This is a genomic window from Sphaerisporangium perillae (genome assembly GCF_023276435.1).
Taxonomy (GTDB): domain Bacteria; phylum Actinomycetota; class Actinomycetes; order Streptosporangiales; family Streptosporangiaceae; genus Sphaerisporangium; species Sphaerisporangium perillae.
This window is the reverse complement of record NZ_JALLPO010000017.1, coordinates 157,966-179,671: the sequence shown is the minus strand read 5'-3', so window position 1 is coordinate 179,671 and position 21,706 is coordinate 157,966. Positions and strand designations below refer to the sequence as shown.

The following is a 21,706-nucleotide window of genomic DNA, read 5'->3' as shown; positions in this document are numbered from 1 at the left end:
GCCCCCACCAGCCTGGTCGCCATGGCGCTGGCCCCCGCGGTCACCTACATGCTGACCTGGACCGGCTGGTTCGCCACCGCCTACGGCTACGGCCGCAACTGGGCACAAGCCACCTCCAGCGGCTGGGCGTACTGGGTGTTCAGCTCGTCACGGTCCTGGGTGGACTACCAGCTCCAGGTGCTCACCTTCCACACCGGTCTGGCCAAGCACCACCCGTACCAGTCGTGGCCCTGGCAGTGGCCGCTGCTGCTGCGTCCCGTAGCCTTCTTCTACGAGAGCCCGACCGGCTGCGGGGCGGCCAAGTGCTCGGAGGCGATGGTCGGGGTCGGCACACCGATCATCTGGTACGGCGCCGTCATCGCGCTGGTCGCCCTCATCGCCTGGTACGCGGCGACCCGCGACTGGCGGGCCGGAGCCGTCCTGCTGGCGTTCGCGGCGGGGTGGGTTCCGTGGCTCTACTACGCGGTGGCCGACCACCGCACGATGTTCCTGTTCTACATGGCGCCGATGCTGCCGTTCATGATCCTCGCGCTCACCCTCGCCGCCGGGCTGATCATCGGGCCCGCGCGCGCGGAGGGCTCGCGCAGGGCCCTAGGAGCCGCCGTCACGGGCGCGTTCATGCTCCTTGCCCTGGTGAACTTCGGCTGGCTGCACCCCGTGCTGACCGCCGAGCTGATCCCCTACGACGACTGGTACCGGCGCATGCTCTTCCGCAGCTGGATCTAGCTCCCGGCGGGGTGGGCGCAGGCCGTGGCGCAGGGCGATGGCGGCGGCCAGGAAAGCCAGCGGCGCCGCGGGCAGCAGGTAGCGGTAGTCGAACTCCGCGGTGGCCGCCGGGGCGACGACCAGGGCGGCGGACGCCACCAGCGGCAGCAGCGCGGGACCGCCCAACCGGCGCCAGCGCACGACCACCCCGGCGATGCCCACCAGGAGCGCCACGCCCACGCCGAGGCCGGGAAGGTAGAAGACGCGCTGGTAGCGCTCCATGATCGTCGCCCACGGCCAGTAGACCTTGGTGCTGGCCCGGCCCTGCTCGTAGGCCACCATGTCGCGGTCGGTGAAGCCCCCCTGGTGGTTCGGCCAATGGGGCAGTGACGCCAGCAGCCGCTCGGGGTCCTTCCTGCTCACGCCCTTGTTGAAGAACTGGTACTGGTTCCAGGTGTTGGCGTCGGGGAAGACCGGCCGGTCCCAGCGGAAGCTGCGCATCAGGTCGCCGGTGACCGCCGACAGGTAGTCGCCGGGCTGGGCGAGGATCGCGCGCTTGGCGAACTTGCCCGCCGTGTCGTTGATGGACCGATCGAACTTGTCGGTGCCCCAGCGGTGCAGGACCTCGCCGAGGCCGCTGTACCAGAGGTAGAGCTGGGAGAACTCGCTGCGCTCGATGCTGGGGTTGTTGCACAGCGGGATCAGGTCCTGCTCGCGCTGCAGGTCGGGCTTGATCTTCTTGCAGTCGGCGAACTTGGCGGTGCGCATGTAGAGGATGAGCCCGTCGCTCTGGGTCATCGCGAACTGCCCGTTGGCGGACGCGAACCATCCCATGTACGCGACCACCGGCACCGCGCAGGCGGTCACGACGGCCAGGACCGGCCGCCAGCCGGTCCGCTTGATCAGCAGGAAGGCGACGACCACGGCGAGGATCGGCAGGCCGATGCTGCGGGTCAGCGCGGTGAGCGCCAGCAGCAGGCCGACGGCGGCGCCCGCCTTCCACGACATCTTCCTGTGCCACAGGACCATCGTCACCACGCCCACGATCAGCAGCGTGAACATGGTGTCCGACATGATCATCTGCTCGAGCTGGATCTGGTAGGCGTCGAACAGCACCGGCACGGTCGCGAGGGTGGCGCCCCAGTCGGGCAGCCCGAACCTGCGCCGCAGAAGCATGTAGATCAGGACCGCCGTCGCCAGGCCCATGAGGTGCTGGGTGAAGACCACCAGCGCGAAGCTGTGCAGCGGTTTGAGGATCAGCAGCCAGAATCCGTACCCGTCGGGACGGATGGGGTGCGGGCGGAGTCGCAGGGCGACCGAGACGTACTCGTAGGAGTCGTTGAACCACATCGCCGGCCGGTAGCCCAGCATCGCGATCACCCGGAGGACCGCACCGAGCGTGAAGGCGATCACGAAGAGCCGGCGCCGCTTCAGGAACCCCAGGAGGCGCGCACCCCTGCGCGGCGTGGGCACATCGGCCTGCGCCGGTTCGGCAACGGTCACCATGGCTTACAGGATGCCAGCCCTTTCGGGGTCTTGACGCGAGCACCGGGGGGCAGAGGGCATCATGGTTGAACTACGCAGACGATGATCGAGGCACGAACGAGGGGTTTCGACGTGGAACTGACCGTGGTCATGCCATGCCTGAACGAGGCGGAGACCGTCGAAACGTGTGTCCGCAAGGCATTGGCCTGCATGGCGGAGCATGACATCGAGGGCGAAGTGGTGATCGCCGACAACGGGAGCACCGACGGCTCCCAGCAGCTTGCGCGCGACGCCGGCGCCCGCGTGGTCCACGTGGACGCGAAGGGATACGGCAATGCCCTGATCGGCGGCATCCGCGCCGCCCGGGGCCGTTTTGTGATCATGGGCGACGCCGACGACTCCTATGACTTCACGGCGCTGATGCCCTTCGTGGAGGAGCTGCGCTCGGGCGCCGACCTGGTCATGGGCAACCGCTTCCGCGGCGGCATCGCCCAGGGCGCCATGCCCCCGCTCCACCGCTACCTCGGCAACCCGGTGCTGTCGTTCATCGGCCGCCTGTTCTTCCCCAGCGCCATCCGCGACTTCCACTGCGGCCTGCGCGGGTTCCGCCGCGAGTCGATCCTCACCCTCGGCCTGCAGACCGGTGGCATGGAGTTCGCCAGCGAGATGGTCGTCAAGGCCACGCTGCAGGGCCTGGACGTGCGCGAGGTGCCGACGACGCTCAGCCCCGACGGCCGCTCCCGCCCGCCGCACCTCCGCTCCTGGCGCGACGGCTGGCGCCACCTGCGCTTCCTGCTGCTGTACAGCCCGCGCTGGCTGTTCCTGATCCCCGGCATCGCGCTGATGATCTTCGGCTTGGTGGCGGGCACGGCGCTCACCTTCGGGCCCGTCTACATCGGCAAGCTCGCCTTCGACGTCGACACCCTGGTCGGCGCGTCGGCGATGGTCGTGATCGGCTTCCAGGCGGTGCTGTTCGCGCTGTTCACCAAGGTGTACGCCGCCGAGGAGGGCTTCCTGCCGGAGGACCGCCGCATCAAGCGCCTGGTCGACGTGGTGACGCTGGAGAAGGGCCTGGTGGCCGGAAGCCTCCTCGCGATCGCCGGTCTCGCCGGTGTGGTCGCCGCGGTGGCCCACTGGCAGGTGCGCAACTTCGGCGAGCTGATCCCGGCCGAGTCGCTGCGCCTGGTCGTGCCGTCGGCGACCGCGCTCATCATGAGCTTCCAGACCATCTTCGCGTCGCTGTTCATCAGCATCCTCGGCATCCGCCGCACCAAGGAGACCCCGGCCGACGTGGCCGCCTCCGCCGCCGAGGAGGCCGCTGAGGCTCTGCAGCGCGAATCCGTGCCAATGGGGCGTCCTTCGAACGCGCAGCACGAGGGCGCCCTTTAGCCGGCGCGCGTCGCCGCTGGAGAAGGGAAATCGGGGCGGAGCCCGGAAACGGGTTCGAGGCTTTACGCGCGGCCCTCTAGGCTTGTCACATGTCCCAGCACATCTTGACCGCCGTCGCCTGGCCCTACGCCAACGGCCCCCGCCACATCGGGCACGTCTCCGGTTTCGGGGTGCCGTCCGACGTCTTCAGCCGCTACCAGCGGATGGCGGGCAACAACGTGCTGATGGTCAGTGGCACCGACGAGCACGGCACGCCCATCCAGGTGCAGGCCGACAAGGAGGGCGTCACCGCCCGCGAGCTCGCCGACCGCTACAACCGGGTGATCGCCGAAGACCTCACCGCCCTCGGCCTGTCCTACGACCTGTTCACCCGCACCACGACGAGCAACCACTACGCCGTCGCCCAGGAGATCTTCAAGGGGCTGTACGCCAACGGCTACATCTTCCCGAAGACCACGCTGGGCGCGGTGTCGCCGTCCACCGGCCGCACGCTGCCCGACCGCTACATCGAGGGCACCTGCCCCATCTGCGGGTACGACGGAGCCCGGGGCGACCAGTGCGACAACTGCGGCAACCAGCTCGACCCGATCGACCTGATCAACCCCAAGAGCAAGGTCAACGGCGAGACGCCGAAGTTCATCGAGACCGAGCACTTCATGCTCGACCTGCCGGCCTTCACCGAGGCCCTGGGCGCGTGGCTGCAGTCCAAGCAGGGCGAGTGGCGGCCCAACGTCCTGAAGTTCTCGCTCAACCTGCTCGGCGACATGCAGCCCCGCGCGATCAGCCGCGACCTCGACTGGGGCGTGCCGATCCCGCTGGACGGCTGGCGCGACCGCGGTGACAAGCGGCTCTACGTCTGGTTCGACGCCGTGATCGGCTACCTCAGCGCCTCCATCGAGTGGGCGCGCAGGTCCGGCGAGCCGGACGCCTGGCGGCAGTGGTGGCAGAACCCCGACGCCCGCGGCTACTACTTCATGGGCAAGGACAACATCGTCTTCCACTCCGAGATCTGGCCGGCCATGCTGCTCGGCTACAACGGCGAGGGGGCGCGGGGCGGCACGTCGGGTGCCCTCGGCAAGCTGGCGCTGCCGTCGGAGGTCGTCTCCAGCGAGTTCCTCACCATGGAGGGGCGCAAGTTCTCCTCCAGCCGGCAGGTCGTGATCTACGTCCGCGACTTCCTGCAGCGCTACGACGCCGACGCCCTGCGCTACTACATCGCCGTGGCGGGCCCGGAGAACCAGGACACCGACTTCACCTGGTCGGAGTTCGTCAACCGCAACAACGGCGAGCTGGTCGCCGCCTGGGGCAACCTGGTCAACCGTTCGATCTCGATGGCCGCGAAGAACTTCGGCGCGGTGCCGGAGGCCGGCGACCTGACCGACGCCGACCGGGCGCTGCTGGAGCGCAGCCGCGCGGCGTTCCCCGCCGTCGGCGCCGAGCTGGGCAGGTCCCGGTTCAAGAACGCCGTCACCGAGGCCTTCGACGTCGTCCGGGACGCCAACCGCTACCTCGCCGAGCAGGAGCCCTGGAAGCTCAAGGACGACCCCGAGCGGGTGAAGTCCATCCTGCACGTCGCCCTCCAGGTCGTCGACGACGCCAAGACCCTGCTCACGCCGTTCCTGCCCACCTCGTCGAACAAGGTGCACTCCATGCTCGGCGGGCAGGGCGTCTGGTCGGGCATGCCCGAGATCCGCGAGGTGGACGACGAGGACGGCCGCCACTACCCGGTCATCACCGGCGAGTACGACGGCGCGGCCACCTGGGAGTCCACCCCCATCCGGGCCGGCGTCCCGCTGGCCCCGCCGACGCCGCTGTTCACCAAGCTCGACCCGAAGGTGGTCGACGAGGAACTCGCCCGCCTCGGCGAGTGACCCGCGGCCGTAGGGAGCATCGAGTGACCACCGTTCCGGCCGCGCCGGCGCCTCTGGGCGCGGAAGTGTTCGACAGCCACTGCCACCTGGACATCATGGTCGGCGACCGCAAGGCGTCCTCCGGTGACCCGGTGGCGCTCGCGGCGCAGGCGGCCGGCGGCGGGGTCGAGCGCATCCTCGCCGAGGCGCGGGCCGTGGGCGTCACCAGGCTGGTGACGATCGGGTACGACCTGCGGTCCTCGCAGTGGAACTCCGAGACGGCCCGCGACCACGAGGGCGTCTACGCGGGCGTGGCGATCCACCCCAACGAGGCGCACGCCGCCACGCCCGAGACCCTGGCCGAGATCGAGAAGCTCGCCCGCGAGCCGCACGTTCGGGCCGTGGGGGAGACCGGCCTCGACTACTTCCGTGACTGGGCCTCCCGGGCCGACCAGGACGCCTCCTTCCGGGCGCACATCGAGATCGCCAAGCGCACCGGCAAGGCGCTGGTGATCCACGACCGTGAGGCCCATGACGACGTCCTGCGCATCCTGGCCGAGGAGGGCGCGCCGGAGGTCGTGGTGTTCCACAGCTTCTCCGGGGACGCCGACATGGCGCGGCGCTGCGTACAAGCCGGATATGTCATGTCGTTCTCCGGGCCGGTGACGTACAAGAACGCCGGTTACCTCCGCGAGGCCGCCCGGGTGGCGCCCGCGGAGCTGATCCTGGTGGAGACCGACGCCCCCTACCTGCCGCCCACCCCGCACCGCGGCAAGCCGAACGCGCCGTACCTGATCCCGCTGACGCTGCGCTGCCTCGCCCAGGTCAAGGGCATGGACACCGACGATCTGGCCCGTGCCATCAGCGCCAACGGCGAACGCGTCTTCGGCGCCTGGTAGCCGCGCCCGAAGGGCGGTACCCACCCCCGGCGCTCGGTCACCTCATGTGATGGCAATGTCACAGACTGCTTTCGGTGATCTGGTTGAGGGGGTTCGGAGGGCGGCGCTAGCGTCGGCAGCCGGTCTACTCGAAGGACGCGCTGTGGATCCATTTCCGGCACCGAGACCGGCCGCCCGGCGTACCGGGTCGCGCCGCGCTCCACGCCGCACGTCTCGCATCCGCTCCGGCGTGCGCTCGCCCTTGCGCTCACCTTGGACACGGGTCGGGTGCGCCGCCGCGGTGGGCGTCTCGCTCGGCCTGCTCACCGGTCACGTCCTGGCGAAGGAGGTGCGGCTCGCCGTCGACGGCGGCGAGACGACGGTCCGGAGCTTCGGCGGCACCGTGCAGGACGTGCTCGCCGCCGTGAAGGTCGAGGTCGGCCCGCACGACGAGGTGTACCCGCCGCGCACTGAGCGGGTCGTCGACGGCACCTCCATCGTCGTACGGCACGCCAGGCCGCTCGCCCTCACGCTGGACGGCAGGAAGAGCGTGCACACGGTCACCGCGCTCAACGTGGGGGAGGTCCTCCAGCAGCTCCATCTGAACGATCGCCGGGCCACTCTCTCGGCTTCCCGCATGCGGCTGATCCCGGTCTCGGGGTTCGCGCTGGACGTCCGGACGCAGCGTCGCGTGACGGTCGTCCGGGGCGGCGTCAGGCTGGACGCGGTGACCACCGGCCGCACGGTGCGCGCCGTGCTCGCCCAGCAGAAGATCACCTTGGCCAGGGGCGACAGGGTGCGTCCTCCGATGGACGCCTTCCCGGAGGACAGCTCCGTGATCCGCATCATCCCCGCGGCCCCCGCCCCGCCGGCCCGCACGATGGCGGTCAGCCCGGCGGTGTCCTCGCTCAACTGGCTCGGCCTCGCGCGCTGCGAGACCTACGCCAACCCCCGGGCGTTCAACCCGGCCGGCCCCTACTACGGCATGTACCAGTTCAGCCTGCCGATGTGGCAGGCGGTCGGCGGCACGAAGACCCCGCTCGACTGGCCGGCCGAGGAGCAGACCTACCGCGCCCAGCTGCTCTACCAGAAGGTCGCCGGCCGGTGGCACGCCCAGTGGCCGAACTGCGGCGCCCGCCTGTTCAACCGCTGACAGGGCCGCCGCGCCGAGGCGCTCTTCCGTTCACCCGCTGATGAGGTGGCCGTCACCCGCTACGAGGTGGCCGGGCCGCGGCGGGTCCGGCCGGTCAGCCGGTGATGGCGGCGCCGAAGTCGGCCGAGCCGCCGTCGGGGACCACCGGCACCCCGTCGCGGCCGGGCACCAGGAGCCGCGTCGGCGCGCCCTCGCGCAGGACCGCGACGGCTCCGCCGGGCGTGCCCTGCTGGTCCGGCGCTCCGACCAGCAGGCCGGCACCGGGCGCGAACGAGTCGGACGCGCCGAAGGCGGCCACCGACCAGCCGAAGTGGTCGTAGGGATGGGCCTGTCCCGTCCGGAGGAGCGCGTTCCCCGCGCCGCCCCCGCCACCCGTGCCGTCCGCCTTGCCGGTGCCGCCCGGGGCGCCGCTCAGCCGTACCTGCCTGATCACTCCCGCCTGCGTCCCGTCACGGGAGTCGAACGGGTCTCCGATGGCCAGGCGCAGCGCCTTGGACGATCCGACCATGGCGAGTGACCAGCCCAGGGCGGCACCGGCCTTGGCCGGCTGGTCGTCCAGGCCCTCGCCGCCGAGCCGGATCGTCCGGGCCGGTGCGGGCTTGCCGTCCTTGCCGGGCTTGAACACCTGCACCAGCCCCGAGTCCGCGACCCCTCCCACGTCGGCGAGCGGGGCGCTCGCCGCGAGGTAGGGGACGCCGCCGGACTCCGCGTAGGCGAGCGCGTACCCGTACCGGTCGCCGGCGTGCTCGATGACGCCCTTGACCGACTCCGGGATGCCCCACTTGACGCTGGTGTAGGTGTCACCCGCCTCGGCGGCGTCGAAGACGATCTCGACCGCTCCGGTGTCGGGCTTCCCCGCGTTCCCCGCCTGCTTGCCGACCCCGTCGTCGTTCTCGTACGGGGTGCCGACGACCAGGTCCATCGAGTCGGCGCGCCCGCCGAAGCGGCCGAACACCAGAGACCAGCCGAACATGTCGCCCAGCTCGCTGTTGCCCACGATGCCCTCTGACTGCTGGGTGATGCGGATCACCGGCTCGGTGCCGCCGCCCGGCTTGGCGCAGTACAGGTAGACCGCGCCCGCATCGTCGGTGCGGTCGGCGTTCTCGTACGGCGCGCCGACCGCGATCACCCCGGCGGGGCGGTCGGGTGCTCTCGCGGCGGCCAGCGACCAGCCGAAGTGGCCGTCCCGCTCGGGCTTGGGCTGGGCGAGTTCGCTGATCGCCTCGGCCGGTACCCGGCCGTCGTAGGCGCCGCCACGGATCACGTACACCGCACCGGCGTCGGCGGCGCCCTCCGCGTCCGCGTACGGGGCGCCCACGACGACGTCGAGACACCTGTCCCCGTCGAAGTGCGTCGTGCGCACGGTCCAGCCGAACGCGTCACCGGCCTTGGCGTCGGAGGCGGTGACCACCAGGCCCTTGCCGGTGCCGTTCCCGCCGAACGGCAGGATGTGCACGGCCCCGGCGCCCGGCACGCCCCCGGCGTCGGCCAGCGGGTCACCTACCACCACGTCGTCGCGGCCGTCGCCGTCGAAGTCGTTCGCACCGGCGTTGGCGCAGTCCGCCGCCGCCTCGGCGCGCGGCGCGGCCACCGCCGGCAGGGCCACCGCCAGCAGCCCCGCGAGCAGCGGGACCATCAGGAACGGACGCCGCGTCATAGCCGTACCTCGATCGCTTCCGTGTCGATGATCCGCACCTTCAGCGTGGCCGCCTGCCGTAAGGGAGGCAGGTCGTAGACGAGCACGCCGTCGACCCTGGCTCCGGGAGCCAGCGTGCCGGGGATCGGCGTGGCGGACTGGAGCGGCTCGTGCTCGCCGCCACGGTCGTCCACCAGAACCGGGGGTGTGGTGGCGGTCGAGGCCGAGACCCCGCCGGGGTTCGTCAGCGTCCACCTGACCACACAGAACCGGCCCTCGCTGGGTGTGGCCCCCTCGTAGGAGGTCAGGCCGCACCGGGGTGGACGGGGGATGACGAACTGCGCGCCGTCCAGGGTGGAACCGGCCGTATAGCGCCGGCCCACGTCGTTCTCGGGTGTGGGCGCGGGAGCGGTGACGGCCGCCACACCGGTCGCGCGGACCGGCGGCCGATTCTGCACCACCATCAGCAGCACGCCGCCCGTGACGACGAGCCCGCCGAGCACCGTCAGCGCGGGCACCAGCCACTTGCGGGCGTACCCGCGGCGCCGGACGTCCGGCCCGGGCAGGACAGAGGGCATGGTCACCCCGGTCGTGCCCGTGGGCGGCTGGGTGTCCTCCCCCCGCGTACCGGTGCGGACTGCCTGAGCGGCGGAGGCCGGGGTGACGGAGGCCGGAGCATGCGAGGACGGGGTGGAGGGAGCGGGCTGGGCGGAGACCTGGGAAGCCGGGACGGGCTGGGCGGAGACGCCGGAGTCCGGGACGGGGTGAGCGGAGACGCCGGAGGTCGGTATGGGCTGGGCGGAGACCTGGGAGGCCGGGATGGGGAGGGCCAGGCCGGGGAGCGACAGGCCCGGGTTCGTCTCGTCGGTGTCCCCGATGCTCTCGACGGCGGCGCGGTCGCCGGCCGGGGTGCCGGGGCGAGCCGGCGTGGCCGCGGGAGTGGCGGCGGCGACGTTGGCGGGGGGCTCCCAGGACTCGTTGAGCATCTCGGTGGCCACGAGCGTCGGCGGGTCGGCCGGGGCGGCCAGGGTGGGCTCGTCCGCCGGTCGCGGACCGCGGCCCGCCGGGTCACCGCCGACCAGCGCGATCAGCAGGTCCTGCGCGGTGGGCCTGCTCCGGGGATCGGGGTCGGTGGCCTGCCGGACGAGCCGGTCGAGCGGCGCGGGCAGGGTGCCGAGGTCGGGTCTGCCGGTCAGCACGCGGGAGGCGAGGGTCATCAGGTCGCCGCGCCCGTACGGGTGGCGCCCGTTCCCGGCGTAGGCGACCAGGCATCCCCAGGCGAAGACGTCGGCGGCCGGGGTGATGTCCTCGCCGCGCACCTGCTCCGGCGCCCACCAGCCGGGGCTGCCGAGCAGCTCACCGGATCGGGTCACGCCCTGCGTCGCGTCCAGTGCGCGGGCGATGCCGAAGTCGATCACCCGGGGCCCGGACATCGACAGGATCACGTTGGCGGGCTTGAGGTCGCGGTGGACCAGGCCGGCCACGTGGATGGCCGCGAGGGCCGCCGCCACGCCGAGCGCCACTCCGTGCAGCGTGCCGGCCTCCAGCGCGCCGTACCGCGAGATCTGCTGGGACAGCGGCGTCCCGGCGATGTACTCGGTGACCATGTACGGGCGGCCGTCGTCGGCGTTGCCGTTGTCGAGCACCTGGGCCGTGCAGAACGACGCGACCCGCCGGGCGTTGGTGACCTCGGCGTGGAACCGGACGGCGAAGCCCTCATCGATGGTGAACTCGGCCTTGACGACCTTCACCGCGACGAGCCGCCCGGTGGGGGCCTCGGCCAGGTAGACGGTGCCCATGCCCCCCTGGCCGAGACGGCCGATCAATCGGTAGGGCCCGATCCGTGGTGGATCGGTCGGACGTAACGGGTCCGCACCGGTACGGTCCATCGACGACGCCTCCTCGTTCCCTGGCGCGGCCACACTAACCATGCCCACTTTCCTTCCGCTTGAAGATCGGTTACGGCTGGCAGGGCATTTGGGGCGGTTCGTCACCCGCCGCTGCGAACTGTTCGGTGCGGGACACTGGGTGGATGGGGAGTTCAATTGTGAGTTTGCTCGGCCCGGCGGAAATACGTAATTTGGCGCACAAGCTCGATCTTCGCCCGACCAAACGGCTCGGGCAGAACTTCGTCATCGACGGCGGCACCGTGCGGCGCATCGCCAGGGTGGCCGAGGTTTCGTCCGACGACGTGGTGATCGAGGTCGGTCCCGGCCTCGGCTCGCTCACGCTCGCCCTGCTCCCCGAGGCCGCCCGGGTGATCGCGGTGGAGATCGATCCCGTTCTCGCCGCCCAGTTGCCGCTGACCGTCGCCGAACGGGCCCCCTCTCTGGCCGGGCGGCTCACCGTCGTCCAGGCGGACGCGATGCGCGTCCGTCCCGAGGAGCTCGGGGGAGAGCCCACCGCCCTGGTGGCGAACCTGCCGTACAACGTGGCCGTGCCCGTCGTGCTCCACCTCCTCGAGATCCTGCCCTCGCTGCGCAAGGGCCTGGTGATGGTGCAGAGCGAGGTCGCCGACCGCATGGCGGCGGGGCCCGGCTCCAAGGTGTACGGGGTGCCGTCGGTCAAGGCCGCCTGGTACGCCGACGTGCGACGGGCCGGGCCGGTCGGCCGCACGGTCTTCTGGCCGGTGCCCAACGTCGACTCCGGCCTGGTGGCGCTGTCCCGCCGCGAGCCGCCGGAGACCACCGCCACCCGCGAGCAGGTGTTCGCGGTGATCGACGCCGCGTTCGCCCAGCGCCGCAAGACCTTGCGGGCCGCCCTGGCATCCTGGGCCGGCACCCCCGCGGCGGCCGAGGCGGCGCTCCGAGCGGCGGGCATCGACCCCTCCGAACGCGGCGAACAACTCCGCGTAGAAGACTTCGCCAAAATCGCCGAAAACCACCCCTGACCCCGCCCCACCACTACGCACTTGGCGGTCGGCCGGTGACGGTGAGGGGACCGGCGAAGGTTCCTGGGCGGCGTGTTCAGCCGGCAACGGTGGCACCGAAGTCGATGCCCTGGAACGGGAGGTGACGGCTCTGGTCGAACAGGGCGATGTTCCCGTCGCCGGGACGGAGCATCGGAGCGTCGCCGGCTCCGGGCGCGGCCAGCGCGATCGCGCCGGCGCCCTCCCGGTCGGGGACGCCGATGACCAGCCAGCCGTCGCCGGTCCCGCTGACGGACCAGCCGAGATGGTCGTAAGTCTGCGGTGTCCTCGCTCTGATCAGGCGTCCTGAGCCTGGCAGCAGGCGCTCGGGGTCCAGTGGCCTGCCGGTCGCCGGATCGGTGCCGCCGAGCGACAGCACGTGCACGGCGCCGGTCTCGGCATGGCGGCCGTCGCCGTCGAACGGCGCCCCCACCACCAGGTCGCGGCCTCCGGAGAACGCCAGGGAGAAGCCGAAGGCGTCGTGGTCCTCGCTGACGTCCGCGACGCCGCCGGCCCCCTGCCACAGCGTCCCCGCCGGCTGGGGATCTCCCGCGGACCGGCCGGCGAGAAGCTGGACGGCTCCGGCGTCCTTCGTGCCCACCGGATCGGCGTACGGTGCGCCCGCCGCGAGGTACCCCCGGCCGCCGTTGTCCCCGTAGGCGAGCGAGTACCCGAACAGGTCCCTCTCGCCGACCGGCACCTGGTCGGTCAGGTCCGGCAGGTTCCACCCCTTGCCGCGGTACCACGTCGCCGCCCCGGCCCCCGGGTCGTACAGGACCGTCAATGCTCCCGCGTCCGGTACGGGCGTGCCCTGGCCACCGGTGTCCTCGTAGGGGGCGCCGATGGCGAGGTCCGGGGCCGGTCCCGCGGCCAGCCCGCCGAGGGCGAGGGACCAGCCGAACAGGTCGCCGGCCTCCCCGTCGCCCGGCACGCCGGGGGACTGCTGCGTGATGCGGCGCGGCTCACCCGCCTGGCGGCCGCCGGCGCCGCCGAAGCCGTACAGGTAGACAGCGCCGGAGTCGGGTACCCCGTCGGCGTCCTCGTACGGCGCCCCCACCGCCACGGCCCCGGCGGTGACGGTCAGCGACCAGCCGAAGTGGGCGCCGTTGCGCTGTTCGGGGGCGCGCAGTTCGATCCGGCCGGCGTTGGTGCGGCCGAAGTCGCGTCCGCCCCAGTAGACGTAGACGTTTCCGGCCCCGGGGACCGAGGTGACGCGGCCGCTGGACTTCTCGGTGACGGAGCCGGCCCAGAACGGGTTGGCGACCACGAGGTCCAGGCAGCGGTCGCCGTCGATGTGGCCGGCGCGGGCCACCCAGCCGCTCAGGCCGCCGTCCCGGGGGAAGGGCGTGCCGCGCACTTTGGGGAACCCCTGCGGGGTGCCGCGCAGGAAGAACAGGTGCCCCCCTCCGGCCCACCGGTCGGCGGGGTCGCCGAACGGGTCGCCGACGACGATGTCGTTGAAGCCGTCCCCGTCGAAGTCGGCACTGCCGGCGTTCGCGCACTCCCCAGAGGCCGAACCGGACGCGGAACCCGCCCCGGTCGGCGGTACCGCTCCGGTCGGCGCGCCGGGTGCCGGTACCGTCCCGGCCGGCGCGACCGTGCTCGTCGTCCCGCCTGGGGAGGGAGCGGGAACGGGGGAGCGGTGCGCGGGGGCGGCGCCGATGGTGGCCAGGAGCACGGTCACCCCGAACAGGAGGCGTCCCATACGAGCACCGTTCATACCAGCAGCGTTCGTGCGAGCACCGTTCGTGCGAGCACCGTTCGTGCGAGCACCGTTCATAGGTACACCCTGATCGGCTCGCCGCCGGTGACGACCGGCCCGATGAGGGCGACAGCCGTCCGCTCGGCGGGCAGGGTGTACTCGCCGCCGAAGGTGAGCGCCTGGCCGGGCTGGATGTCGGCGGACCAGTCAGGCCGGTCCGGCTTCGGGCCTCCGAGGACCCCGGCGACGTCGGTCGCGATGGCGCGGGTCATCTTGTGGTGGTGTGCGGTGTCGTCGACCAGGTCCAGCGGGCCGGCGAGCTTGATCGGCGTCCCGCCGGTGTTGAGGACGAACCAGTACATCTGACACGCCTGCAGGTCGTCGACCCTCTCGCCGTTCGCGTGGACCGGCTTGCCGCAGGCGGGCGGTGCGCTGACGAGGAGTTGGAGGCCCTGATCTCCGACGATGATGTGCCGGCCGATGTCGTTCGCCCGGATCGGGGTGTCAGCCTCTCCGCTCCATGTCGCGGTGCGGCCCGCCATACGGTCCCATGGGGCGAGCAGGACGAGGCCGGTGCCCAGCGCGAGCACGGCCACGACGCCGATCACCGCCCGGGTCCTCCATCGCCTCAAGCCCGCCCGTCCTCCCGGCCTCGCCGGGCCGATGCCCCGCCCTCGATCGGGTGCGGGTGCGAGGTGGGGGCCGCCGTCCGGAGCCTGGAGGTTCTTCGGCGGGTCCCACATGGCCTCGAGCACGCGGGTGGGCGGACCGTCCGTGGCGCTGTCCCCTCCGATGAGGGCGAGCAGGAGCTCCTGGGCCGTGGGGCGGGCCGCCGGGTCGAGGTCGATCGCCCGCTGGACCAGGCGGTCCAGCGGGTCGGGGAGGCCGCTCAGGACGGGCTTCTCGTGCAAGATGCGGTACGCCACCGTCATCGCGTCGCCGTCGCCGAAGGGATGGCGCCCGCTGGCGGCGTAGGCGACCAGGCATCCCCAGGAGAAGACGTCCGTGGCCGGGGTGACCGGCCGCCCGTCGAGCTGCTCGGGCGCCCACCATCCGGGGGTGCCGACGACCTCGCCGGTCAGGGTGGGGCCGGTGAGGCCGCCGAGCGCGCGTGCGATGCCGAAGTCGATGACCCGGGGCCCGGTCATCGACAGGATGACGTTGCCGGGTTTGAGGTCGCGGTGGACCAGCCCCGCGGCGTGGATGGCCGCGAGCGCGGCGCAGACCCCGAAGGCCAGGCCGACCAGGGAGGATTCCTCCAGCGGACCGTAGGCGGCGATCTGCGATGAGAGCGGGGTGCCGGGGATGTAGTCGGTGACCATGTACGGCCGCCCGTCCTCGGCGTCGCCGTCGTCGAGGACCCTGGCCGTGCAGAACGAGGCCACCTTGCGCGCGCTCGCGACCTCGGAGCGGAACCGCGCGGCGAACCCGGCGTCCTCGGTGAACTGCCGCTTCACGACCTTGATGGCCACCTGCCGCCCGGTTTTGCTCACGCCCAGGTAGACCGTGCCCATGCCTCCCTCGCCGAGCCGGCCGGTCAGCGTGTACGGCCCGATCGCGGCGGGATCGCTCTCCCGCAGCGGGGAGGAGCTGTTCTGGCCGTCGATGGATGCTCTCCTTCACGTCACCCCGGTGCCCCCGAACCGTCACCGTACAGACACCCGATCCCCTTTGTCCTGACTCCCACCGACATGCACCCCCTTAGGCGCGTAGGGTCTCGGCCGGTGGGGGCGTATGCGGGGGTTACGATCAGATCCCGTGACTTCCGTGACCGTCCGGGTGCCCGCCAAGGTCAATCTGCAGCTGTCCGTCGGGCCGCCGCGCGACGACGGCTACCACGACCTGGTGAACGTCTTCCACGCCGTCTCCCTGTTCGACGAGGTCACTGCCTCCGACGGCGCCAGGACGGCTGGGGAAGGGCCGGTTGCCGTCTCCGGAGAGACCACGGTCACCGTGAGCTGCGAAGGCGACTCCGCCGGCCTGGTGCCCCTCGACGGGGAGAACCTGGCGGTGAAGGCCGCTCTGGCGCTCGCCGCGCGTGCCGGGCGGCCGGTGAGCGTCCATCTCGCGATCCGCAAGGCGATCCCGGTCGCCGGAGGTATGGCCGGCGGCAGCGCCGACGCGGCCGGTGCCCTGGTCGCCTGCAATGAGCTGTGGGGCCTCGGCCTGACCGGGCAGGAGCTCATGGAGATCGGCGGTGCCCTGGGCAGCGATGTGCCCTTCGCCCTCCTCGGCGACACGGCCGTCGGCACCGGCCGAGGCGAGAAGCTCCAGCCCGTCCCCGTCGGCGGTGAGTTCCACTGGGTCTTCGCGCTCGCCGAGGGCGGCCTGTCCACCGCCAAGGTGTACGGCGAGTGCGACCGGCTGCGCGAGGCCACAGGGGAGCGGGTCGCCTGGCCCCAGGCCGACGACGTCCTCATGGCCGCACTCGCCGCCGGGGACGCGAAGGTGCTCGGCGAGGCGCTGGTGAACGACCTGCAGCCGGCCGCGCTGATGCTGTGCCGCCCGCTCGTGCGCACCCTGTCGGCGGGACGGGAGCACGGCGCGCTCGGCGCCCTGGTCTCCGGCTCCGGCCCTACATGCGCCTTCCTCGCCGAGTCGGCGGCCGAGGCGGCCGAGCTGGCGACGGCCCTGCAGGCTGCGGGCGTCTGCCGCTCGGCCGTCACCGCCTACGGACCCGTCCCCGGAGCGACGATCGTGCCCACCGATCACCGCTGACCGTGCCTGTCTGGTCCCAGGTCGAGGAACGCTCGCCGGGTTGCTCCCCGTACGACGGCGCCGGCATCGCCGTACCCCTTCTCGCCGCCGCGGCGCCGGATCCGCGCCACCGCACCGGAGGTGCCGGGGGTGTGATCGTTGTGCTGGGGAAGAAGGTGAGGGGCGGGGGTTCGCTGGGCGCGGGGTGTATGAGGTCCGGATAGGCTTTGAAGGCGATGAATCTGGTAAACCTCGAATCGGTCTCCCATGCCTACGGTCCGAAGCCGCTGCTCGGCGAGGTGTCCCTCGGCATCGAGGCGGGCGACCGCATCGGCGTCGTCGGGCGCAACGGCGACGGCAAGACCACGCTGATCTCCGTGATCGCCGGCACCCTGAAACCCCATGGGGGCCGGGTGACGCACACGCGTGGTCTGCGCATCGGCTTCCTCTCCCAGCGTGACGACCTCGACCCGGCGCTCACCGTGGGCGAGGTCGTGCTCGGCGACCGCGCCGAGCACGAGTGGGCCGGTGATCAGGCGGTCAGGGAGATCCTGGGCAACCTTCTCGGCGACATCGAGCTGTCGGCGCGCGTCGGTGAGCTGTCCGGTGGCGAGCGGCGGCGCACCGCCCTGGCACGGCTGCTCATCGAGGAGCACGACCTGGTCATCCTGGACGAGCCCACCAACCACCTCGACATCGAGGCCATCGCCTGGCTGGCCGGCCACCTGTCGCAGCGCCGGTCCGCGCTGCTCGTCGTCACCCACGACCGGTGGTTCCTGGACGCGGTGTCCACGCGCACGTGGGAGGTCGTCGACGGCACCGTCCAGCGCTACGAGGGCGGGTACGCCGCGTACGTCCTGGCCAAGGCCGAGCGGGCACGCATCGCCCAGGCGACCGAGGAGCGCCGCCAGAACCTCATGCGCAAGGAGATCGCCTGGCTGCGCCGCGGCCCGCCCGCCCGCACGTCCAAGCCGAAGTTCCGCATCGAGGCGGCCCAGGCGCTCATCGCGAACGAGCCGCCGGTCCGCGACACCGTTGAGCTGGTGAAGTTCGCCTCGGCGCGGCTCGGCAAGACCGTCTACGACCTCGATCGGGTCACCTTGCACGCAGGCGGCCCTGGAGAGGGCCCGCTGGTGCTCGACGACTGCACCTGGCAGTTCGGTCCGGGTGACCGCGTCGGGCTGATCGGGGTGAACGGCTCGGGCAAGTCGTCGCTGCTGCGGCTGCTCGCCGACTCGGTCCGGCCCGACTCCGGGACGGTGGTGCGGGGCAAGACGGTGCGCTTGGCGCACCTGTCCCAGGAGCTGGCAGAGCTCGACCCGACCCGGCGCGTGCTGGAGACCGTCGAGGAGATCCGCAAGTTCATCCAGGTCGGCAAGCGAGAGTGGACGGCCTCGCAGTTGCTGGAGCGTCTCGGCTTCCGTGGCGACGCCCAGTGGAAGGTGGTCGGAGACCTGTCGGGCGGCGAGCGGCGGCGGCTGCAGCTGCTGCGGCTGCTCATGGACGACCCGAACGTGCTGCTGCTGGACGAGCCCACCAACGACCTCGACATCGAGACGCTGAACGAGCTGGAAGACCTGCTCGACGCCTGGCCGGGCACGCTGGTGCTGGTCAGTCACGACCGCTACTTCCTGGAGCGGGTGACCGACCGCTGCGTGGCCCTGCTCGGTGACGGCGGGCTGTCGCTGCTGCCCGGCGGCGTCGACGAGTATCTCCAGCGCCGTTCGTCCGGCAACGCCCTGACCGCGCGGGCCGGCTCGGCTCCGCCGGGTTCCGGCGGCTCCGGCGCGGAGGGCGCCTCGGGTACGTCCGCCGCCACTGACGGCGCGGCACCCTCGGGGATGTCGGCCAAGGAGCTGCGCGAGGCGCAGAAGGAGCTGTCCAGGCTCGAACGCCAGCTCGACAAGATCAGCGGGCGGGAGACCACGCTGCACGCCGCCATGGCGGACGCCGCCTCCGACTACGGCAGGCTGGCCTCGCTGGACGCCGAGCTGAAGGAGCTCCAGGCGCAGAAGGAGACCATCGAGCTCGAGTGGATGGAGCTCGCCGAGAGACTTGGCGAGTGACCTTCACCCGTTGACCTTCCCCGCCCGGTCTTCCGTGCGCGGGCGCTCGGCGACCTTGCCTCGCGGTGTGGATCTTCCCATGCGGATGCTTGTCGATCTTGCCTCCGCCGTGTAGATCTTCCCGTGCCGGGCGCTCGGCGCAGGCGACCTCGCCTTCGCCGTGTGGACGCCCTCCGGCGCGGGTCAGGCGCCGTTGTGGGCCGAGTCGAACGGGACGAGGATCGTGCGCAGCAGCGCGGCGAGTGTGCGCCGCTCGCTCGGGTCGAGTCCGGCGAGCAGTTCGCGCTCGCGTCTGAGCAGGTCGGCGAAGGCCTCGTCGACGCGGGCCCGTCCCTGCTCGGTGAGCGACACCAGCACGCCGCGCCGGTCTTCGGGGTCGGGCCGCCGGCGCACGAGGCGGGCGGCGGCGAGCCGGTCGATGCGGTTGGTCATGGTGCCCGAGGTGACCAGGGTGGCGCGCAGCAGGGCTCCGGGGCTGAGTTCGTACGGCGGGCCGGACCGGCGCAGGGTGGTGAGCACGTCGAACTCCCACGGCTCCAGCCCGTGCTCGGCGAAGGACGCCCGGCGGGCGCGGTCGAGATGCCTGGCCAGCCGGGAGACCCGGCTCAGCACCTCCAGGGGCGACACGTCGAGGTCGGGACGCTCCTGTCGCCAGGACAGGACGAGCTGGTCCACCTCGTCCTGCGGCGTACTCTCCGCGGACCCTGCGGCCCACTCCGCGGACTCCTCGGTGAGCTCTTCGGCGGCCTCGTCGCTCCGGCGCGTCGTCATGCGGCCGAGTCTATCTCTCTTGACATCGAGACATCTTGCCTAGTATTCAGTATCTTGATGTCAAGAGATATTTGGGACCCCACCGTTTACGGCCGGTACGCCGACGAGCGCGCCCGCCCGTTCTTCGAGCTCGTCTCCCGCGTCCGCGCGGAGAGCCCCGGCTACGTCGTCGATCTCGGCTGCGGCACCGGCGAGCTGACCGCCGAGCTGGCCCGCCGCTGGCCGGAGGCGATCGTCCACGGCGTCGACTCCTCACCCGCGATGATCGCCAAGGCCCCGGAAGGGCCGGCGTTCAGCGTGGGCGACGTCCGTTCCTGGCGTCCTGAGCGCCCGGTCGACGTGATCGTTTCCAACGCCATGCTGCAGTGGGTGCCCGAGCACCGCGAGCTGCTGCCGCGCTGGGTGGAGGCGCTGCGCCCCGGAGGCTGGCTCGCCTTCCAGGTTCCCGGCAACTTCGACGCCCCGAGCCACGCGGTCGTCAGGGAGCTGTGCCGCACCGGTGCCTGGAAGGAGCAGCTCGGCGACCTCGTGCGTTCCACGCCCGTGGGCGACCCCCAGGAGTACCTGGCGCTGCTCGCCGGGCTCGGCTGCGAGGTCGACACCTGGGAGACGACCTACATCCACCTGCTGCCCGGCGAGAACGCCGTGCTCAACTGGATCATGGGTACCGCCCTGCGGCCGATGCTCGACCGCATCGGGCCCGACCAGAGCAGGCGCGAGGCGTTCCTCGCCGACTGCGCCCGGGCCCTGGAGGAGGTCTACCCACGCGAGCCGTACGGCACGGCATTCCCGTTCCGCCGGATCTTCGTCGTCGCGCGCAAGCCCGCCTAGCGGCCTCCGGCCTCGGAAGGACGGCGGCGGCGGGCCGCTCGGGCGGTGGAAGTGCCGAGTACTGTCAGTTACTGTCACTTGTTAACCTTTATATGACACCATAGCCGGATTCGGCTGACTGGCGGGGTGGGCATGGCCATCGAGATCGAAGACAAGTTCGACGTGCCGGCGGACTTCGCGGTGCCCGACTTCAGCGGCGTCTCGGGCTGCGCCGCAATGGACGATCTCGTGACCGAGAAGCTGGTCGCCGTGTACTTCGACACGCCCGACCTGCGCCTCGCCGCCCGCGGGATCACCCTGCGCCGCAGGCGCGGCGGCCACGACGCCGGATGGCACCTGAAGCTGCCGAAGGCCAAGGGAATGCGTGACGAGGTCACCCGCCCGCTCACGCGGAGCGCGAAGACCGTCCCGCCGGAGCTCGCCGGCCTGGTCCGGGCGCAGACCCGCGGAGAGACGCTCGTCCCGGTCGCGGAGCTGGAAACATTGCGCAAGGTGACCATCCTGCGCGACGCCCACGGGCGGCGGCTGCTCGAAATCGCCGACGACAACGTCAAAGGGACGGTGTTCGGGACCGCGTTCGGCGAGGACGACCGGCAGGTCGACCGCTGGCGCGAGGTCGAGGCCGAGCTGGCCGACGGCGACGCGGTTCTGCTGAAGCGGGTCGGCAAGGTGCTGCGCAAGGCCGGCGCGACCGCGGCCGGCTCGCAGAGCAAGCTCGCCCGCCTCCTCGGCCCCCGCATCCCGGCTCCGGTCCTCACCGAGCCGCAGGAGAACGGTACGGCGGGCGCCGTCGTGGTCGGTTACCTGAAGTCGCAGCTGGCCGCCCTGATGGCCCAGGATCCCCGGGTGCGGCAGGCGGAGGAGGACGCCGTCCACCAGATGCGGGTGGCGAGCCGCCGCCTGCGCAGCGCGCTGCGGTCCTTCTCCGGCGTGATCGCCGAGACCGCCGGCGTGCAGGACGAGCTGCGGTGGATCGCCGGTGTGCTCGGCGAGGCCCGCGACCTGGAGGTCATCCGCGACCGGTTCGCCGGGCTGCTGGACGAGCTCGACCCCTCCCTCATCGCCGGCCCGGTCCGCGACCGCCTCGGCGACGACCTCGCGCGGCGCGAGCAGGAGGCGCTCGCGCGGGCGGCCGAGGCGATGAACGGCGAGCGCTACTTCGCGCTGCTCGACAGGCTGGACACGCTGGTCGCCAAGCCGCCGCTCACCCCGCTCGCGGCCAAGAAGGCAGAGACGACGCTCGCGAAGGTCGCCGACAAGAGCTGGCGCCGGGTGGAGAAGAAGTACGACGAGGCTCAGGCCATCGAGGACGCCCAGCGGCGGGAGACCGCGATGCACGACGTCCGCAAGGCCGCCAAGCGGGCCCGGTACACCGCCGAGTCGCTCAGGCCGCTGCTCGGCGCCCAGGCGGCCGGGCTGGCCAGGCGGGCGAAGGCCGTTCAGACGGTGCTGGGGCTCTACGTGGACGGCGTCGTGGCCCAGGGGATCCTGCTGGAGGAGACCGAGCGGGCGCGGGAGGCCGGTGAGGACACCTTCACCTACGGCCTGCTCTACGGCATCGAACGCGCCGCCGCCGAACGCTCCCGTGACGGCTTCCCCGAGGTCTGGGCCGAGGTCACGGCCGCTTCCTGAACC

15 protein-coding genes are annotated in these 21,706 nt (G+C 72.0%); 10 read left to right on the top strand and 5 right to left on the bottom strand.

Features of this window, described 5'->3' with window-relative positions; all coding sequences use genetic code 11:
- The 5 genes from MYF83_RS18675 to MYF83_RS18655 form a co-directional block, all read left to right on the top strand.
- A partial coding sequence (locus tag MYF83_RS18675) for a dolichyl-phosphate-mannose--protein mannosyltransferase (RefSeq protein ID WP_504974204.1) occupies positions 1 to 726 on the top strand: 726 nt, incomplete at its 5' end.
- A gap of 1,596 nt (positions 727 to 2,322) precedes the next feature.
- Positions 2,323 to 3,579: a glycosyltransferase gene (locus MYF83_RS18670; protein WP_248961736.1), complete on the top strand. Its 1,257-nt coding sequence runs from the start codon at positions 2,323 to 2,325 to the stop codon at positions 3,577 to 3,579.
- An 89-nt stretch (positions 3,580 to 3,668) separates the two neighbouring features.
- Positions 3,669 to 5,450, top strand: coding sequence for a methionine--tRNA ligase (gene metG / locus MYF83_RS18665; protein ID WP_248961735.1), 1,782 nt, complete (start codon positions 3,669 to 3,671; stop codon positions 5,448 to 5,450).
- A gap of 23 nt (positions 5,451 to 5,473) precedes the next feature.
- The gene (locus MYF83_RS18660; RefSeq protein WP_248961734.1) at positions 5,474 to 6,328 is read left to right on the top strand and encodes a TatD family hydrolase; all 855 of its coding nucleotides are present in this window, start codon (positions 5,474 to 5,476) and stop codon (positions 6,326 to 6,328) included.
- 280 nt (positions 6,329 to 6,608) lie between these two features.
- Positions 6,609 to 7,460, top strand: a complete 852-nt coding sequence (locus MYF83_RS18655; RefSeq protein ID WP_248961733.1) for a resuscitation-promoting factor — start codon at positions 6,609 to 6,611, stop codon at positions 7,458 to 7,460.
- 94 nt (positions 7,461 to 7,554) lie between these two features.
- On the opposite strand, the gene MYF83_RS18650 is transcribed toward MYF83_RS18655, so the two are convergent.
- Together MYF83_RS18650 and MYF83_RS42850 are read right to left on the bottom strand one after the other, a co-directional pair.
- Positions 7,555 to 9,117 carry an FG-GAP repeat domain-containing protein gene (locus MYF83_RS18650; RefSeq protein WP_248961732.1) on the bottom strand — a complete coding sequence of 521 codons (1,563 nt, stop codon included), beginning with the start codon at positions 9,115 to 9,117 and terminating at the stop codon, positions 7,555 to 7,557.
- On the bottom strand, positions 9,114 to 11,027 hold the full coding sequence (locus MYF83_RS42850) for a protein kinase domain-containing protein (protein WP_279339708.1): 1,914 nt from the start codon (positions 11,025 to 11,027) through the stop codon (positions 9,114 to 9,116). The genes MYF83_RS18650 and MYF83_RS42850 overlap by 4 nt, the downstream gene beginning before the upstream one ends.
- A 101-nt stretch (positions 11,028 to 11,128) precedes the next feature.
- Here MYF83_RS42850 and rsmA point away from each other — a divergent pair, with 101 nt between their 5' ends.
- The gene (rsmA, locus tag MYF83_RS18640) at positions 11,129 to 11,986 is read left to right on the top strand and encodes a 16S rRNA (adenine(1518)-N(6)/adenine(1519)-N(6))-dimethyltransferase RsmA (RefSeq protein WP_248961731.1); all 858 of its coding nucleotides are present in this window, start codon (positions 11,129 to 11,131) and stop codon (positions 11,984 to 11,986) included.
- Positions 11,987 to 12,062: 76 nt separating this feature from the next.
- On the opposite strand, the gene MYF83_RS18635 is transcribed toward rsmA, so the two are convergent.
- Both MYF83_RS18635 and MYF83_RS18630 read right to left on the bottom strand, forming a co-directional pair.
- Complete coding sequence (locus tag MYF83_RS18635; RefSeq protein ID WP_248961730.1) at positions 12,063 to 13,709, bottom strand: hypothetical protein; 1,647 nt, start codon at positions 13,707 to 13,709, stop codon at positions 12,063 to 12,065.
- A gap of 71 nt (positions 13,710 to 13,780) precedes the next feature.
- Positions 13,781 to 15,262 carry a serine/threonine-protein kinase gene (locus tag MYF83_RS18630; RefSeq protein ID WP_308201470.1) on the bottom strand — a complete coding sequence of 494 codons (1,482 nt, stop codon included), beginning with the start codon at positions 15,260 to 15,262 and terminating at the stop codon, positions 13,781 to 13,783.
- Positions 15,263 to 15,440: 178 nt separating this feature from the next.
- On the opposite strand from MYF83_RS18630, the gene MYF83_RS18625 reads away from it, so the two are divergent.
- The gene (locus MYF83_RS18625) at positions 15,441 to 16,424 is read left to right on the top strand and encodes a 4-(cytidine 5'-diphospho)-2-C-methyl-D-erythritol kinase (protein WP_372500189.1); all 984 of its coding nucleotides are present in this window, start codon (positions 15,441 to 15,443) and stop codon (positions 16,422 to 16,424) included.
- 215 nt (positions 16,425 to 16,639) lie between these two features.
- Positions 16,640 to 18,469 (top strand): ABC-F family ATP-binding cassette domain-containing protein, encoded by a 1,830-nt coding sequence (locus MYF83_RS18620; protein ID WP_248961727.1) that lies wholly within the window; start codon positions 16,640 to 16,642, stop codon positions 18,467 to 18,469.
- Positions 18,470 to 18,652: 183 nt separating this feature from the next.
- Here MYF83_RS18620 and MYF83_RS18615 read toward each other — a convergent pair whose 3' ends face one another.
- Positions 18,653 to 19,240, bottom strand: coding sequence for a MarR family winged helix-turn-helix transcriptional regulator (locus MYF83_RS18615; protein ID WP_248961726.1), 588 nt, complete (start codon positions 19,238 to 19,240; stop codon positions 18,653 to 18,655).
- 57 nt (positions 19,241 to 19,297) lie between these two features.
- Here MYF83_RS18615 and MYF83_RS18610 point away from each other — a divergent pair, with 57 nt between their 5' ends.
- Together MYF83_RS18610 and MYF83_RS18605 are read left to right on the top strand one after the other, a co-directional pair.
- Entirely contained in the window at positions 19,298 to 20,071 is a 774-nt protein-coding gene (locus MYF83_RS18610) for a trans-aconitate 2-methyltransferase (RefSeq protein ID WP_248961725.1), read from the top strand.
- A 132-nt stretch (positions 20,072 to 20,203) separates the two neighbouring features.
- Positions 20,204 to 21,703 carry a CYTH and CHAD domain-containing protein gene (locus tag MYF83_RS18605; protein ID WP_248961724.1) on the top strand — a complete coding sequence of 500 codons (1,500 nt, stop codon included), beginning with the start codon at positions 20,204 to 20,206 and terminating at the stop codon, positions 21,701 to 21,703.
- The last annotated feature ends 3 nt before the right edge of the window (positions 21,704 to 21,706 follow it).

Bases quoted from the DNA above. Each gene is read 5' to 3' on its own strand.
- metG (WP_248961735.1), top strand. From the start codon at position 3,669: ATGTCCCAGCACATCTTGACCGCCGTCGCCTGGCCCTACGCCAACGGC.
- MYF83_RS18650 (WP_248961732.1), bottom strand. From the start codon at position 9,117: ATGACGCGGCGTCCGTTCCTGATGGTCCCGCTGCTCGCGGGGCTGCTG.
- MYF83_RS42850 (WP_279339708.1), bottom strand. From the start codon at position 11,027: ATGGTTAGTGTGGCCGCGCCAGGGAACGAGGAGGCGTCGTCGATGGAC.
- rsmA (WP_248961731.1), top strand. From the start codon at position 11,129: ATGGGGAGTTCAATTGTGAGTTTGCTCGGCCCGGCGGAAATACGTAAT.
- MYF83_RS18635 (WP_248961730.1), bottom strand. From the start codon at position 13,709: ATGGGACGCCTCCTGTTCGGGGTGACCGTGCTCCTGGCCACCATCGGC.
- MYF83_RS18625 (WP_372500189.1), top strand. From the start codon at position 15,441: ATGCGGGGGTTACGATCAGATCCCGTGACTTCCGTGACCGTCCGGGTG.
- MYF83_RS18620 (WP_248961727.1), top strand. From the start codon at position 16,640: ATGAATCTGGTAAACCTCGAATCGGTCTCCCATGCCTACGGTCCGAAG.
- MYF83_RS18615 (WP_248961726.1), bottom strand. From the start codon at position 19,240: ATGACGACGCGCCGGAGCGACGAGGCCGCCGAAGAGCTCACCGAGGAG.
- MYF83_RS18610 (WP_248961725.1), top strand. From the start codon at position 19,298: ATGTCAAGAGATATTTGGGACCCCACCGTTTACGGCCGGTACGCCGAC.
- MYF83_RS18605 (WP_248961724.1), top strand. From the start codon at position 20,204: ATGGCCATCGAGATCGAAGACAAGTTCGACGTGCCGGCGGACTTCGCG.